Source organism: Bacillus sp. WC2503 (assembly GCF_052682895.1).
Genome location: NZ_JBQYMD010000001.1, coordinates 3,091,270 through 3,108,111 on the forward strand (window position 1 = coordinate 3,091,270; position 16,842 = coordinate 3,108,111).

The 16,842-nt window shown below is 37.4% G+C and carries 16 protein-coding genes; all 16 read right to left on the minus strand.

The window, feature by feature from the left end; genetic code table 11:
• Positions 1-21: 21 nt before the first annotated feature.
• Complete coding sequence (topA, locus tag ACUN26_RS15685; RefSeq protein WP_001286961.1) at positions 22-2,100, minus strand: type I DNA topoisomerase; 2,079 nt, start codon at positions 2,098-2,100, stop codon at positions 22-24.
• Positions 2,101-2,244: 144 nt separating this feature from the next.
• The gene (dprA, locus tag ACUN26_RS15690; protein WP_000818053.1) at positions 2,245-3,114 is read right to left on the minus strand and encodes a DNA-processing protein DprA; all 870 of its coding nucleotides are present in this window, start codon (positions 3,112-3,114) and stop codon (positions 2,245-2,247) included.
• An 88-nt stretch (positions 3,115-3,202) separates the two neighbouring features.
• Positions 3,203-4,105, minus strand: coding sequence for a succinate--CoA ligase subunit alpha (gene sucD / locus ACUN26_RS15695; protein WP_000115185.1), 903 nt, complete (start codon positions 4,103-4,105; stop codon positions 3,203-3,205).
• 19 nt (positions 4,106-4,124) lie between these two features.
• A complete protein-coding gene (sucC, locus tag ACUN26_RS15700; protein ID WP_001020779.1) occupies positions 4,125-5,285 on the minus strand; it encodes an ADP-forming succinate--CoA ligase subunit beta in 1,161 nt (386 codons plus the stop codon).
• Positions 5,286-5,479: 194 nt separating this feature from the next.
• Positions 5,480-6,253: a ribonuclease HII gene (locus ACUN26_RS15705; RefSeq protein WP_001171132.1), complete on the minus strand. Its 774-nt coding sequence runs from the start codon at positions 6,251-6,253 to the stop codon at positions 5,480-5,482.
• Between the two features lie 56 nt (positions 6,254-6,309).
• Positions 6,310-7,200 (minus strand): ribosome biogenesis GTPase YlqF, encoded by an 891-nt coding sequence (gene ylqF / locus ACUN26_RS15710; RefSeq protein WP_000236689.1) that lies wholly within the window; start codon positions 7,198-7,200, stop codon positions 6,310-6,312.
• A gap of 20 nt (positions 7,201-7,220) precedes the next feature.
• A complete protein-coding gene (lepB, locus tag ACUN26_RS15715) occupies positions 7,221-7,772 on the minus strand; it encodes a signal peptidase I (protein ID WP_000712442.1) in 552 nt (183 codons plus the stop codon).
• 101 nt (positions 7,773-7,873) lie between these two features.
• Positions 7,874-8,218: a 50S ribosomal protein L19 gene (gene rplS / locus ACUN26_RS15720; RefSeq protein ID WP_001186517.1), complete on the minus strand. Its 345-nt coding sequence runs from the start codon at positions 8,216-8,218 to the stop codon at positions 7,874-7,876.
• Between the two features lie 146 nt (positions 8,219-8,364).
• Positions 8,365-9,099, minus strand: a complete 735-nt coding sequence (gene trmD, locus ACUN26_RS15725) for a tRNA (guanosine(37)-N1)-methyltransferase TrmD (protein ID WP_000686907.1) — start codon at positions 9,097-9,099, stop codon at positions 8,365-8,367.
• Complete coding sequence (gene rimM / locus ACUN26_RS15730) at positions 9,099-9,614, minus strand: ribosome maturation factor RimM (protein ID WP_000170280.1); 516 nt, start codon at positions 9,612-9,614, stop codon at positions 9,099-9,101. Before rimM ends, trmD begins: the two co-directional genes overlap by 1 nt.
• A 121-nt stretch (positions 9,615-9,735) precedes the next feature.
• Entirely contained in the window at positions 9,736-9,963 is a 228-nt protein-coding gene (locus ACUN26_RS15735; protein WP_000737399.1) for a KH domain-containing protein, read from the minus strand.
• Between the two features lie 14 nt (positions 9,964-9,977).
• The gene (gene rpsP / locus ACUN26_RS15740) at positions 9,978-10,250 is read right to left on the minus strand and encodes a 30S ribosomal protein S16 (protein ID WP_000268750.1); all 273 of its coding nucleotides are present in this window, start codon (positions 10,248-10,250) and stop codon (positions 9,978-9,980) included.
• A gap of 101 nt (positions 10,251-10,351) precedes the next feature.
• Positions 10,352-11,701: a signal recognition particle protein gene (gene ffh, locus ACUN26_RS15745; RefSeq protein ID WP_000863463.1), complete on the minus strand. Its 1,350-nt coding sequence runs from the start codon at positions 11,699-11,701 to the stop codon at positions 10,352-10,354.
• Positions 11,702-11,713: 12 nt separating this feature from the next.
• Positions 11,714-12,046, minus strand: a complete 333-nt coding sequence (locus ACUN26_RS15750; RefSeq protein WP_000891061.1) for a putative DNA-binding protein — start codon at positions 12,044-12,046, stop codon at positions 11,714-11,716.
• A gap of 133 nt (positions 12,047-12,179) precedes the next feature.
• Entirely contained in the window at positions 12,180-13,169 is a 990-nt protein-coding gene (gene ftsY, locus ACUN26_RS15755) for a signal recognition particle-docking protein FtsY (protein ID WP_000007643.1), read from the minus strand.
• 14 nt (positions 13,170-13,183) lie between these two features.
• Positions 13,184-16,753, minus strand: coding sequence for a chromosome segregation protein SMC (smc, locus tag ACUN26_RS15760; protein WP_000479010.1), 3,570 nt, complete (start codon positions 16,751-16,753; stop codon positions 13,184-13,186).
• Positions 16,754-16,842: the final 89 nt, after the last annotated feature.

Consider the following 16,842-nt stretch of genomic DNA (forward strand, 5'->3'; position numbering starts at 1 on the left):
AAAAAATGTGAGCAGTTACGCTCACATTTGTTGTTCTTCTTCATAATCACACGAAATACATTGTACTTGCACGCCTTTTTTCAACTTCTTCTCTACAAGCATCCCTTCACACTTCGGACATTTACGGCCAATCGGCTTATCCCAAGATACAAAGTCGCATTCTGGATACGTACCGCATCCGTAGAAAAGACGTTTCTTTTTGTTACTACGACGTTCAATAATTTGTCCTTCTTCACACTTCGGACAAATTACACCGATTTCTTTCACAATCGGTTTTGTATTACGACAATCAGGGAAATTCGAGCAAGCCATAAACTTCCCATATTTCCCCATTTTAAAGACCATTGGATGACCACATAATTCACAGTCTTCCCCAGCTGGTTCATCTTTAATTTCCACTTCACGCATTTCTTTTTCCGCTTTTTCTAAGCGCGGTTCAAATCCTACGTAGAAATCATCAACAATTTTCACCCAATTCGCATTTCCTTCTTCCACTTCATCAAGGCTTTGCTCCATGTTAGCTGTGAATTCAATGTTAATAATTTCTGGGAAAAACTCTAAAATAAGTTCGATTACTATTCCACCCAATTCAGTTGGAACGAAACGTTTATTATCTAAAGCAACATAACCGCGTTTTTGAATTGTTTCAAGTGTCGGCACATAAGTGGATGGTCTTCCAATCCCAAGTTCTTCAAGTGTTCTTACTAAACGAGCCTCTGTATAACGTGGCGGTGGTTGGGTATAGTGTTGTTTCGGCTCTATATCTTTTGAAAATACCGTTTCTCCCACTTCTAACGGTGGCAACATCTTATCCTTTTCTTCCGCACCATCATCTTTTGACTCAACATACACTTTCATAAACCCCGGGAACTTTACAACCGAGCCACTTGCACGGAACTGAACATTGTTATTAATGAGTTTCGCTGTAACAGTATCCATTATAGCAGACGCCATTTGACTTGCAACAAATCGCTCCCAAATCAATTTATACAACCGAAGTTGGTCACGACCTAAGAAACTTTTTAGTTCCTCTGGCTTTCTCATTACCGAAGTAGGACGAATTGCCTCATGCGCATCTTGTGCATTTGATTTTTTCGTTTCTTTCTTCTTCTCTGTTCCTATGTATTCCGCACCATACGCCTCAGTAATGTAAGTACGAGCCTCTGTTTGAGCTGTTTCTGAGATACGCGTTGAGTCAGTTCTCATATACGTTATAAGACCCACAGTCCCTTGTTTCCCAAGATCTATCCCTTCATACAGTTGCTGTGCAAGCATCATTGTTTTCTTTGCTCGCATATTTAACTTACGTGCTGCTTCTTGTTGCAAGGAAGATGTTGTAAACGGTAAAGCGGGATTACGTTTTCGCTCTTTTCTCGTTACATTTTCAACTGAAAACGCATTATCTTTCATCTGTTCAATTATTTCATTCACTTGCGTTTCATTCGTTAATTGAACCTTTTCACCATCTACACCGTAAAAGCTTGCTTCAAATGTATCTTTCCCTTTTACAAACTCTGTTTTAATTGTCCAGAATTCTTCAGGCTCAAAGTTTTGAATCTCCCTTTCACGTTCGATAATTAAACGAACTGCTACAGATTGTACACGACCTGCACTTAATCCTTTTTTTACTTTCTTCCATAATAAAGGACTAATATTGTAACCAACTAGACGATCAAGTATACGTCTTGCTTGTTGTGCATCTACTAAATCCATATTAATTGCACGAGGATGTTTAAATGATTCTTTTATTGCATCTTTTGTAATTTCATTGAAGACAACTCGACAATCTGATTCAACATCCACATTTAACGTATTCGCTAAATGCCAAGCAATTGCTTCTCCTTCACGGTCTGGATCGGCCGCGAGATAGACTTTCTTTGCTTTTTTTGCCGCTGATTTTAAATCTTTTAAAACGGGACCTTTACCACGAATGGTAATATACTTCGGGGTGAAGTTGTTCTTTACTTCTATCCCCATTTGGCTTTTAGGTAAATCGCGAACATGTCCCATGGACGCAACGACTTTGTATTTTTTCCCTAAATATTTCTCAATGGTCTTCGCCTTAGAAGGCGACTCCACGATTACGAGGTAATCTGACATGCTAGTGCCTCCTTAAGAGGTGGATTCAAGTCTTCATTAATCTTATTGATTTCTCTTGTTTTTGTCAATCAAGAATGAATATACCATACAGTGCCAATCTACCATTTGTCAATAATTGTTTAATAAAAACATAAAAATATAAGGTTAATTTATTATTTCTTCAAAGATATCCTCTGCATTTCGTACTAGTTTTGCACCTTGTTGAATAAGCTGATTCGTTCCCGATGCACTATCAATAAATATTGGTCCAGGAAGCGCAAATACCTCTCTATTTTGCTCTAATGCAAGGTCTGCCGTAATAAGTGACCCACTTCTTGATTTTGCTTCTACAACTAAAACCCCTTTACTTATCCCGCTAATAATTCGATTTCTTTTTGGAAAATACCATTTTTTCGGTGCATAGTGCGGAGGATACTCTGTTAATAGCAATATATATTCCTCCCACTTTTCATATAAACGTCTATTCTCTTTCGGATACATATAAGATAATCCGTGTCCCAATATCGCAATAGTCGGACGATGTTTCTTTACTGTAACTTCATGAGATATTGTATCTATCCCTTTTGCAAATCCGCTCACAATAAGCCATTCTCTTTCTAATAAAGGATGTAAAATAAACTCCATACTCTCACGACTGTATAACGACGGTTCTCTCGTTCCAACAACCGCTAATTTATTTACTTTATTTAGAAAATTCTTCTCTCCTTTTCCATATAAAACAAAAGGAGGGTCTTGTATTTCACGTAATAATTGCGGGTAATTTTCATCCCATATAGTCACATAAAAGATTTGATTTCTCTCTAAATAAGATATATATTGCAAAAGGTTTGAATTTTGGAGGAAATGTACTAGTTCTGCAGATTTTTTCGGGGATATTCCAGTGTAGTTTTCCATTTGTTTTTGGTTAAAATTGTATATTACCTTCAATTCTGGATCGACATATAGCAGCCTCTCCATCGCCTTCCAATGATCCGCTAACACGTAATGAAGATGTAATAATCGCTCTCTTTTCATCCTAATTCTCCTTACCCATAATTTTTATTATGTAAACAGAAAAATTGTAAAAAGACACCCTCAAATAAGAAGGTGCCTTTCAAAAAGATTAATAGTTTTTACAAGTTTCAAATAATCCCTTTTCTTTTAAAACAGAGATTAACGTTTCACCCATAACAGCTGGTGTTTCAGCCACTTTAATACCACAAGCTTCCATTGTTTTAATCTTTTCAGCAGCAGTTCCTTTGCCGCCAGAAATGATTGCCCCCGCATGACCCATACGTTTGCCTTCAGGCGCTGTTTGGCCACCAATGAAGCCTACAACTGGTTTTGTCATATTAGCTTTTACCCATTCAGCTGCTTCTTCTTCTGCCGTACCTCCGATTTCACCAATCATAATTACAGCATGTGTTTCTTCATCTTCATTAAATGCTTTTAACGCATCAATAAAGTCTGTACCGTTAACAGGGTCCCCACCGATACCTACAGCAGTAGATTGGCCAATACCTTCTTGTGTTAACTGGTGTACAGCTTCATATGTTAATGTACCAGAACGAGATACGATACCTACATGACCTTTTTTGTGAATGTATCCTGGCATAATACCGATTTTACATTCATCAGGTGTAATGACACCTGGGCAGTTTGGTCCAAGTAAACGTGTATGTTTACCAGCCATATATCTCTTTACGTTAACCATATCTAATACAGGAATTCCTTCAGTAATACATACTACTAAATCAATCTTCGCATCAACTGCTTCCATAATTGCATCAGCAGCAAAAGCGGGTGGAACGTATACAACTGAAGCGTTTGCGCCTGTTGCTTTCACAGCATCTTCTACTGTATCAAATACTGGTACACCTTCAATATCAGTGCCGCCTTTACCAGGTGTTACACCACCGACAATTTTCGTACCGTATTCAATCATTTGTTTTGTATGGAATAATCCTTGAGAACCAGTAATACCTTGAACAATAACTTTTGTATCTTTATTAACTAATACGCTCATTTTTCTCCCCCGCTTTCTATTAGCCCACTAGTGAAACAATTTTCTGTGCACCGTCTGCCATAGATTCTGCTGCAACAATATTTAAGCCAGACTCATTTAAAATTTTCTTACCTAATTCTACGTTTGTACCTTCAAGACGCACAACTAAAGGTAATTCAAGACCTACTTGCTTCGTTGCTTCAATAACACCTTCTGCGATAACATCACACTTCATAATGCCACCAAAAATGTTAACGAAGATACCTTTTACATTTTTGTCAGAAAGGATAATTTTGAATGCTTCTGTTACTTTTTCAGCCGTTGCACCGCCACCAACATCTAAGAAGTTAGCTGGGTCACCATGGTAATGTTTAATGATATCCATTGTAGCCATCGCTAAACCTGCACCATTTACCATACAACCGATATTTCCATCTAAAGGAATGTAGTTTAAGTCATATTTAGATGCTTCAACTTCTTTTGAATCTTCTTCATCAAGATCACGAAGCTCTAAAATGTCTTTATGACGATATAATGCATTAGAATCAAAGTTTAATTTTGCATCTAACGCCATTACTTTACCGTCACCTGTTGTAACAAGTGGATTAATTTCAGCGATAGAGCAATCTTTTTCAATAAACGCACGATATAAGCCCATCATAAACTTCACAGCTTGTCCTACAAGCTCTTTTGGAATATTGATGTTAAATGCGATTCGACGCGCTTGGAAACCTTGTAAACCTACTGCTGGATCAATATATTCTTTAAAGATTTTTTCAGGTGTTTTTTCTGCTACTTCTTCAATTTCTGTTCCACCTTCTTCAGATGCCATTAAAACAACTTGAGAAGTTGCACGATCTAACACTAGACCTACATAATATTCTTTCTTAATATCGCAACCTTCTTCGATAAGTAAGCGTTTTACTTCCTTACCTTCAGGACCTGTTTGATGCGTTACAAGTGTAGTCCCTAAAATGCTTTCTGCATATGTACGAACTTCTTCTAAATTTTTCGCAACTTTTACACCGCCAGCTTTGCCGCGTCCACCAGCGTGAATTTGCGCTTTAACTACACATACATCCGTTCCTAATTCTTTCGCTGCTTCTACAGCTTCTTCTACTGTAAATGCAACTTTCCCGTTCGGAACGCTAACCCCATAGCTTTTAAGGACTGCCTTACCTTGGTACTCATGGATATTCATGGTCCCATCCTCCCCTGTTTTCCTGTTTTACTCGAAAAGTTTTTTAATGTTTAAAAAACATTACATTGCCATTGTATAAGATGATTGGCACGCTGTCTACAATAAAGTGTCAGAAAACTGAAATCGCTTTATTCTTTTTCGAAAATAATAATGTTCATATACCAAAATAAAAAAATAAGCTGTATATTCACAGCTTATTTTTGAATCATATCTTTAATTGGCGCAAATGATTTCCGGTGTTCCTCTAATACTCCATGCGCTTCAATCGCTTCTAAATGCTGTTTCGTTCCATACCCCATATGTTGTCCAAATCCATATGCAGGATACTTTTCCCCAAGCTCTTTCATCATACGATCTCTCGTCACCTTCGCAATAATAGATGCAGCTGAAATAGAAACACTTTTCGCATCACCTTTAATAATGGATGTTTGTGGAATTGATGTAGGAAGCTTCATCGCATCAATTAATAAATATTGTGGTGTACAAGATAAATTCGCAACAGCATCTAACATCGCTTGTTTCGTCGCTTGATAAATATTTATCTCATCTATGACTTGCGGTGATACAATTCCAACTCCAATCGCAATTGCTTGTGCTTTTATTTCATCATAAAAACGCTCTCGCTTCGCTTCACTCAGCTTTTTTGAGTCATCTAACCCTGGAATATAAAAATCATCTGGAAGAACGACAGCTGCCGTCACAACGGGCCCAGCTAATGGTCCACGCCCTACTTCATCAATGCCAGCAATATATGTGATTCCTTTTTCACGTAACGCATTTTCATACTTAGACATTTCTAGAAATTTTTCTTTTTCCTTTTGTGCTAACTCTTTTTGTTTGTACCACTTCAAAATAAGTTTTTGAATGCCCTTTCGTTCATCTTTCATTAACATTTGAAAGCGATCATCTTCTTCACTCATAATTTCTTGCAGTAAATTCTCCGCTTCTTGTATTGTCATTTTTTGCATATAAGTACACTCCTTTATAAACGTATACAAAAAGAAAAGACGTACAAACGCACGTCTTATACTTCTTCTATTTTCTCTACCTCTTCTACTTGCTCCACAAACTCTTCTGGTGTTTCAAACGTCATTTTACCAAGTTTTCCACCGCGAAGTTCACGAAGTACCAGTTCAGATGTTTTATCATAATCAATCATTCCGCCGCCCATTAAACAGCCTCTGTATTTTCCAATTGCATCAAATAACTCTACAATATCTTCTGGAATTTCATCTAAATTATATCGCTCTTTTAAACGTTCTGGATAGTGTTTCTCCATAAAACGTAATGCATAAACAGCTACATCTTGTAAATTTAAAATTGAATCTTTAATTGCACCCGTTGTCGCTAAACGAAGACCCACTAATTGATCTTCAAATTTAGGCCACAAAATACCTGGTGTATCTAACAGTTCCATTTCTTTCCCAACTTTAATCCATTGTTGAGCTGTTGTCACACCTGGACGATCTCCTGTTTTAGCAATGTTTTTCTTCGCCAATTTATTAATTAACGTAGATTTACCAACATTCGGTATACCGACAATTAAAGCACGAATTGCTCTCGGTCTAATCCCTTTCGCAACCATCTTATCAAACTTCTCTTTAACAAGCACTTTACAAGCCGCAGTAATTTCCTTCATACCTTGTCCAGCTTGCGCATTAATTGAAATTGCCATATGCCCTTTTTCTTTAAAATATGCAATCCATTCTTTCGTTAGACGATCATCTGCCATATCCGCTTTATTTAAAACAACAAGCCTTGGCTTATGTGTAATAATCTCATCAATCATCGGGTTTCGAGATGATAATGGTAATCGAGCATCTACAAGTTCAATTACAACATCAATTAATTTTAATTTTTCTGTTACTTGGCGTCTAGCCTTAGCCATATGCCCTGGAAACCATTGAATTACCATGTTGCCACCTTCTTTTTCATTTATTTCACAATACGTGCATCTTTTAACGGCCAATATAGCATATTGGCTTTACCAAGTACTTGATCCATTGAAATCGTACCAATCGAACGGCTATCTTTACTAAAACGACGATTATCCCCTAAAACAAATAATTGATCTTTTGGAACAGTTTTCTTTCCCGTCATTTCTTCAAGAGTAAAATCATATGTAAGCGGTCCATCAGCAAGCTGTTTTTTCTGCTTATCTAAATACGGCTCCTCATAAACCTTTCCGTTAACATATAGTTTGTCATTCCGATACTCTATTTCATCGCCTGGCAGGCCAATAATACGCTTAATATAATCTTTATCTTCCGTTGCGCGGAATACGATAATATCGAAGCGTTTTGGGTCTCCTATGTGATAACCAATTTTATTTACAATCATTCGATCTCGATCATGTAAAGTTGGCGCCATTGATACCCCATCTACGAGAATTGGTGCAAAGAAAAACTGTCTAATAACACCAGCTAATACAACAGCAATCAAAATTGCTTTGATCCATTCCCAAAGTGAACTCGTCTCTTTTTTCATGTATTTCCCCTCCACGGTTATGTAAGCTGCTCGTATTATACCAAAATTTTATATAGATTGGAAAAAGGGAGCTTGCGCATTTACAAGCTCCCATACATGTCTTATCGAATTTCTTTAATACGTGCTTTTTTACCGCGAAGGTTACGTAAGTAGTATAACTTAGCACGACGTACTTTACCACGGCGAAGTACTTCGATGTTCGCGATTCTTGGCGTGTGAACTGGGAATGTACGCTCAACACCTACACCGTAAGAAATCTTACGAACTGTGAATGTTTCACTGATTCCGCCACCACGACGTTTGATTACAACACCTTCGAAAAGCTGAATTCTTTCACGAGTTCCCTCAACTACTTTTACGTGTACACGTAAAGTGTCTCCAGGACGGAATGAAGGAAGGTCAGTTTTTAATTGGCCTTTTGTAATTTCTGCGATTAATTGTTGCATATTAAATTCTCTCCTTTAAACAGATGCTCTTATAAAGTCTTATTAAATTACAGCGGAACATCGTTAATACGGCTACTGATTTCAGTAGCACAAATGTTATAATAGCATATTGCTAGGACTGTTGCAATAGAAAATATATGAAGCCCTTATTGTTCTTCTTTAATCTGTTCCAACCATTTCTTTTCTTGCTTAGATAATTCTCTTTCTTCCAATAAATCCGGTCTACGTGTGTACGTACGACGCAAAGATTCTTTATGGCGCCATTCATCAATATTTTTATGATTTCCTGACATTAAAACATCTGGTACCTTCATACCACGAAAATCAGCAGGACGTGTATAATGTGGATGTTCCAATAACCCTGTACTAAACGAATCTTCCACTTGTGAAGCATGATTTCCTAGTACTCCTGGCAGGAGACGTACTACACTATCAGTAATAACCATAGAGGCTAATTCTCCACCTGTTAATACGTAGTCACCAATAGAAATCTCATCAGTTACGAGATGCTCACGAATCCGTTCATCATACCCTTCATAATGCCCACATACAAAGATTAAATGTTCTTCCTCTGCAAGCTCTTCCGCTTTCTTCTGAGTAAATCTTTCCCCTTGCGGACACATTAAGACAACTCTCGGCTTACGCTCTGTTTCTTTCGTTAAATCTTCCACCGCATCAAAAATAGGCTGAGGAGTAAGCACCATACCAGCACCTCCGCCGTAAGGGTAATCGTCTACACTATTATGCTTACTCGTTGTATAATCACGAAAGTTAACAACACGAAGGCTTACCGCTTCTTTTTCTTGCGCCTTCTTTAAGATGGAAGACCCAAATACACCGGTAAACATGTCTGGAAACAACGTTAAAATATCAATTTTCATTATAGTAGCCCTTCCATTACATGAATGGTTACTAATTTATTTTCAATATTAACTTGAAGTACAACATCATCAATGTAAGGAATTAAAAGATCTTGGCCCTTTGGACGTTTAATTACCCAAACATCATTTGCACCAGGAGATAGAATCTCTTTAATCGTTCCTAACGCTTCTCCTTCTTCCGTTACAACACTACAACCAATAATTTCATGGTAGTAGTATTCACCTTCAGCAAGTTCGCCTAACTGCTCTTCTGGTACTTTTATTAAAGAACCTTTAAACTTTTCTGCTTCATCTACATTGTTGTATCCTTCAAATGTTAATAAATCAAATGTCTTATGTTGACGATGAGAAGTTACCTTCACCGGAAGGAAGTCTGTACTTTTCTCATTCGATATGTATAGAGTGTTTCCTACTTTATATCGCTCTTCCGGAAAATCAGTACGAGAAATAACACGAATTTCTCCTCTTACGCCATGAGTATTTACAATTTTCCCTACATTAAACCATTTTGTCATAAATAGTATGTCACCCCTGGTTTCTATATAAATTAAGCATCTCCATTTCACATATGGAACATGCAACTTCTCTTTAAATGTTAAAAAAGGGAGAGGATATAACTCCTCGCCCTTTTTACGTTTATTGAATTTCCAGTGTTACTTTTTCATCATTATGATGTCCCACTGAATACAAGAGCATTCGAATCGCTTTCGCAACTCTCCCTTGCTTACCAATGACTTTTCCAACATCCTCAGGATGTACAGTTAATCGATACTTTATCTCTCCGTTGTAAAGTTCCTGTGTAACTTTTACATCTTCAGGATGATCGACAAGAGGCTTGACAATCGTCTCGACTAACTTCTTCATAGTCATTGCCTCAATTACTTACCTTGTTTAGATAAGTGGAATTTCTCCATGATACCTTGGTTAGAGAATAAGTTACGAACTGTATCAGATGGTTTAGCACCGTTTCCTAACCATTTTAATGCTGCTTCTTCGTTGATCTTAACTTCAGCTGGTTGAGCAACCGGATTATAAGTACCGATTTCCTCAATGAAACGTCCGTCACGAGGAGAACGAGAATCTGCAACAACTACACGATAGAAAGGAGTTTTTTTAGCTCCCATACGTTTTAAACGAATTTTAACTGCCATTTTATAAAGCACCTCCGAATTTATTTCACACAGATAATTATATTAGCAAAAAGACTATTGCTTTGTAAAGTATTTTTTCTTAACAGAGCCATCTTTTTTTCTTACATGAATGGAAACTTCATTCCACCTAGTCCTTTTTTCTTACCTTTTTGCATTCCAGTCATCGTTTTCATCATTTTCTTCATATCATCGAATTGCTTGATTAGACGATTGATTTCTTGTACGGTTGTACCGCTACCTTTGGCAATGCGTTTTTTTCGACTAGCGTTAATTATTTCCGGTTGTTCACGTTCTAATTTAGTCATAGAACGAATAATTGCCTCAATATGCCCAATTTGCTTTTCATCAACTTGCGCATTTTTCAGCCCTTTAATTTTATTTGCACCAGGAAGCATCCCTAACAATTCGTCAAGTGGTCCAAGTTGACGCACTTGTCCAAGTTGTTCTAGGAAATCGTCAAGTGTAAACGAAAGCGTACGCATTTTTTGCTCAAGTTCTTTTGCTTTCTCTTCATCAACTGTAGCTTGCGCTTTTTCAATTAATGTTAAGACGTCGCCCATCCCTAAAATGCGGGATGCCATACGTTCTGGATGGAACGCTTCAATCGCATCTAGTTTTTCACCCATACCAGCAAATTTAATTGGTGTATTTGTTACAGCCTTAATAGATAATGCCGCACCACCGCGCGTATCACCATCTAGTTTCGTTAATACAACACCCGTTAACCCTAACTGATCATGGAAACTTTGTGCAACATTTACCGCGTCTTGTCCTGTCATCGCATCGACAACAAGGAAAATTTCATCCGGATTCGCAACTTCTTTCACTTTCGCTAATTCATCCATTAGTTCTTCATCAATATGCAGGCGACCTGCTGTATCGATTAAAACATAATCGTGATGATCTTCTTTTGCCTTTGCAATCGCTTGTTTCGCAATTTCAACAGGACTTACTTGATCTCCTAAAGAGAAAACAGGCATGTCCAATTGCTTCCCTAATGTTTCAAGCTGTTTAATCGCTGCTGGACGGTAAATATCCGCTGCAACAAGCATCGGTTTACGATTATGCTTTTTACGAAGCAAATTCGCAAGCTTACCTGTTGTCGTCGTTTTACCCGCACCTTGCAGACCAACCATCATTATAACAGTCGGTGGCTTATTAGCAACAGCAATTTTGCTTTGCTCTCCGCCCATAAGTTCTGTAAGTTCTTCCTGTACAACTTTAATTACTTGTTGTCCAGGTGTCAAACTTTTCATTACATCTTGTCCGACAGCACGCTCAGACACACGCTTTACAAAATCTTTTACTACTTTAAAGTTAACATCCGCTTCTAAAAGAGCTAGACGAACTTCTCTCATCATTTCTTTCACATCGGCTTCAGAAACTTTTCCTTTGCCGCGGATTTTTTGCATTGTCTGTTGAAGTCGGTCGGCTAATCCTTCAAATGCCATATTGCCGCCCTCCTAATCTAATTTTTCGATAGCTTCAACAACTTGTTTCATTTCTTCATTCACATGCTCTTCTTCGCTGATTAGCTGTTTTAGCTTTGCAACAAGTCGCTGTCGCTCTTGAAACTTTTGAAGTAATACTAATTTATCTTCATATTCTTCAAGCATCGCTTCAGTCCGTTTAATGTTATCATACACGGCTTGGCGACTTACATCAAATTCTTCCGCAATTTCACCAAGAGATAAATCATCTAGATAATAAAGCGACATATAACTTCTTTGTTTTTGCGTTAACAACGATTGATAAAAATCAAATAAATAGTTCATTCTCGTTGTTTTCTCGAGCATGTTGGATCATCCTTTGTTAAGTGATTTCCCTTTACATCAATTAGTTTACATGGAGTATAAAAGAGTGTCAAGTTTTTTTCTTAACATCACTTATTTTTTATAGAAAAAGAAGCGGTAATACCGCTTCTTTCATTTATACTTCTTCTGTTTCCACTAAATTTGCAAATAAACCATACACATATTGTTCTGGATCAAACTGCTGCAGATCATCCATTTGCTCTCCTAAGCCAACAAATTTCACCGGTACATCCATTTCGTTACGAATTGCTAATACGATACCACCTTTAGCAGTTCCATCTAACTTCGTTAAAACAATACCAGTAACATTCGTTGCTTCACGGAATGTTTTCGCTTGACTTAAACCGTTTTGACCTGTTGTTGCATCAATAACTAGTAACACTTCATGAGGAGCTCCTGGTACTTCACGCTCAATTACACGCTTCACTTTCTCTAACTCTTTCATTAAGTTCACCTTATTTTGCAAACGTCCTGCTGTATCACATAGTAATACATCTACTTTACGCGCTTTTGCAGCTTGTACAGCGTCATACATTACCGCTGCAGGGTCAGAACCAGACCCTTGTTTAATGACTTCTACACCAACGCGATCGCCCCATACTTCTAATTGTTCAATCGCGCCAGCACGGAACGTATCTCCTGCTGCCAATAGGACTGACTTACCTTCTGATTTAAATCTATGTGCCAGTTTACCAATTGTCGTCGTTTTCCCTACACCGTTAACACCTACAAATAAAACAACTGTTAATTGATCTTCTTGCATATTGATTTCATTACTAAAGTCGCTGTCACCTTTATAAATGCCAACTAACTTTTCCGAAATAACAGCTTGTACTTCTTTTGGGTCCTGAATATTTCGGCGCTGCACTTCTTCTTTCAACTGATCAATTAATTCCATTACAGTCGAAACCCCTACGTCTGCGCCGATTAAAATCTCTTCTAACTCTTCAAAGAAATCTTCATCCACTTTACGGTAACGATAGACTAAATCATTTACTTTATCCGCAAATGAATTTCTCGTTTTTTCCAATCCGTGTTTAAATTTCTCTGTTACTGTATCGGTTTGTTTTGAAATTTTTTCTTTAAGTTTTTTAAAAAAGCTCATGCTTCCCATCCTTCCTATTTACTCGCCACAAGTTCTTCCCCGTCATCTAAACGAACAGAAACAAGCTTAGATACACCTGATTCTTGCATCGTTACACCATACAATACATCAGACTCTTCCATTGTACCTTTCCTGTGTGTAATTACAATAAACTGCGTCTCATCACTAAATTTCTTTAAATATTGCGCAAAACGAGCAACATTCGCTTCGTCTAGAGCCGCTTCTACTTCGTCTAGTACACAGAATGGTACTGGGCGTACTTTTAAAATACCAAATAAAAGCGCTATTGCCGTTAAAGCACGTTCTCCACCTGACAGTAAACCTAAGTTCTGCAATTTCTTTCCTGGTGGTTGTGCAACAATATCAATACCAGTATTTAATATGTCTCCAGGATCCGTCATTACTAAATCCGCTCTACCGCCTCCGAATAATTCAGTAAATACAGATTGAAACTCCGTTCGAATCCCTTCAAAAGTAGTGGAAAAACGTTTTTTCATTTCTTCATCCATCTCAGTAATAAGTTGGTGCAATGTCGCTTTCGCTTCTTCTAAATCATCTCGTTGCTCTAGTAAGAACGTATGACGTTCCGCTACTCGCTCGTATTCATCAATTGCACCCAAGTTTACTGTACCTAACTCTTCTATGGATAGTTTTATTAATTTCACCTTTTTACGCGCATCTTCTGCAGGCATCATCATTGTATACTTCAGTTTTGCTGCTTCAAATGAAATCGTATATGTTTCACGTAAATGTTGCAATCTATTTTCCAACTCAACATCAAGTCGGTTAATTTTCACTTCTTGATCTTTCAACAACTCAAGAATATATTTATGCTTGCCTAACGTTTCCTTCACATTACGTTCTAAATGCTCCACTCTCTCTTGTAATGATACACGTTGTTCACGGCGAGAGCGAATTAATTCTGAAGTTTGATTACGATCATATGCTTTTTTCTCAATCATATTCGTAATTTGTTCTTCACCACTTGAATTAGATGTCATTTCTTGCTTTAAGAATGCTAAATCTTCTTTTGTTTTTACAAGTGTTGTATCAGTTTCTTCTTTTTCCTTCGTTAATCGTTCAACTTTTTCTTTTTGATTAGACAAACGTTGTTGTTGTTCAGCCGCTTGTACTTTCAGCTCAGTCATTTCCTTCTGAACTTTTTCTTTTGAAGAATGTTGCTCACTTTTTTGTTTCGTTAACGCGACGATTTTGCTATCTAATTCCGAAATCTCTGCTTGAAGAGTTGCTAAAATCTTTTCTAACTCTCCTTTACGTCCTTGCATTTTCACTTGATCTTGTAAAAATCCTTCTATCTCTAAGTCGTATATAGATAAGCGATCATTAATTCGATGTTCTTCTAATTCTAATTGATTAATTTCTTCTCTTAATTTTTGTTCATCTGCACGCTCAGTTTCTACACCTTGGCGTAGTTCGCGTATTTGTACTTCTTTTTCTTGAATCTCTTGCTTTACTGCTTTAACAAAGTTTTCTAGCTTCGTTGTTTTTTCTTCCATATCAGTGAGCTTTTTAGTCCATTCTTCAAGTTCACGCTGACGTCCTAATAAAGAAGATTTCGCCTGTTTTACAGCTCCACCAGTCATTGAACCCCCAGGATTCACTACGTCACCTTCAAGTGTTACAATACGATAGCGATATTGTAATTGTTTCGCTAATTCATTTGCACCGCGTAAATCTTTCGCAACAACAACTGTACCTAATAGGCTCGAAACGACATTCTCGTATTTATTATTGTACTGCACAAGTTCTGCCGCTACTCCTACAAACGATGGATGTTGATTCACAACACGTAACTGTTCAAATGATAACGATCTACTTTTAATAACAGCTTGCGGTAAAAACGTTGCACGTCCATGTTTATTCTGCTTTAAAAATGCAATTGCATTACGAGCATGTTCCTCTGTTTGTACAACGATATGCTGCATTGCTGCACCTAGAGCAATTTCCATTGCAACTTCATATTCTTTCGGTACCGTTAACAGTTCCGCAACAGCACCCTCGATACCTTGCAACCTATTTTCTCTAGCTTTCAATACTTCACGTACACCTTGGTAGAAACCAGAATAGTCCTCTTGCATCTCTTCTAGCATTTCTTTTCGTGAGCGCGCCTGTTGTACAAATTGATATGCTTGATACAGTTTTGTTTCATTTTCACTATACTGCGCCTTACATTTCCCGAGCGCCGCTTCTGTTTTCTGTATGTTCGAAATGATACCAGCTATTTTTTCTTTCACTTGTTCATAACTTTCAACAAGTTTCGTCTTTTTCGCTGTGATTTCCATACGCATTTCTACATATTTCGCATTCTCTTCATCAAGACGTTCATTTTTAGAGTTTTGCTGTTTAGACTGTTCTTCAATCATAGATAATTCATTACGCTGACTAGCTTGTTGATTTAAAAGTTCAATATAATCCCCTTTTAAATTCTCAATCTGTTCCTCTAAATTATCCGCAAAAGTTGCAAGCAGTTGTTCATTATCAAGCAAATTTCTCTCCAATTCTTTTACTTGATCTACAAATTGCATTAACACTTCTGTACTTGATTCAATTTCACCATCATAACTTTTAGCTTTTTCTGTCAATTCAACAATTAACTGTTCAAGTTGTGCACAATGCGTCGTAGCATTTTGCTTCCTCTCTTTTAACAGCTCACGTTGTCCTTCTAATTTTTCTAGCTCTTTGCTAGAAAGAAGAAGAACTTCTTGCAAGGAATCTACAGACTCATCTACCGCTTGTAATTGTCCACGTAACTCCTCAAGCTCTTCTTCACTTTTTTGTAAATGCGTTGACATTTTAGCTTCTTCGTTTTTATTATGCCCAAACTGACTTCGAAGCGCTTCCCATTTCTCATGCAATTCTTCAATTTCATGTACAATAAGCGCAGCTTCTACTTTCTCTAACTCTTCTTTTTTCTCGAGATAATCTTTCGCAATAGAAGCTTGTCTCTCTAACGGTTCTACTTGAATACTCAATTCATGAATAATATCTTGTACACGATTTAAGTTTTCTTGTGTATCCGCTAATTTCCCTTCAGCTTTCTTTTTGCGAAGTTTGTATTTCAGCACACCTGCCGCTTCTTCAAATACACCGCGACGTTCTTCTGATTTACTACTTAAAATCTCTTCCACTTTCCCCTGACTAATAATTGAAAAGGCTTCTCTTCCCATGCCAGAGTCCATAAATAAATCGATAATGTCTTTCAATCTACAAGATTGTTTATTTATATAAAAGTCACTATCACCTGAACGAGATACACGGCGCGTTACACTCACCTCGTTATATTCAATCGGTAAACGTTGATCTTCATTATTTAAAGTTAATGTTACTTCAGCTACATTAACCGCTCTCCTCGTTTCACTACCGGCAAAAATAACATCCTCCATCTTTGCACCACGTAATGATTTTGCAGATTGTTCACCAAGTACCCAGCGAATTGCATCAGTAATATTACTTTTCCCGCTCCCATTAGGCCCTACTACAGACGTAACACCTGGAACAAAATCGACAGATACACGCTCAGCAAAAGATTTAAATCCTGCTATTTCTAATCTTTTTAAAAACACGAAAGGTCTTCCTCCTATTCTCCGTTGTTATATACGTTGTCTGTACGAAACCAAGCTATAATACGGATTTACTTTCCTTTCATTTATCT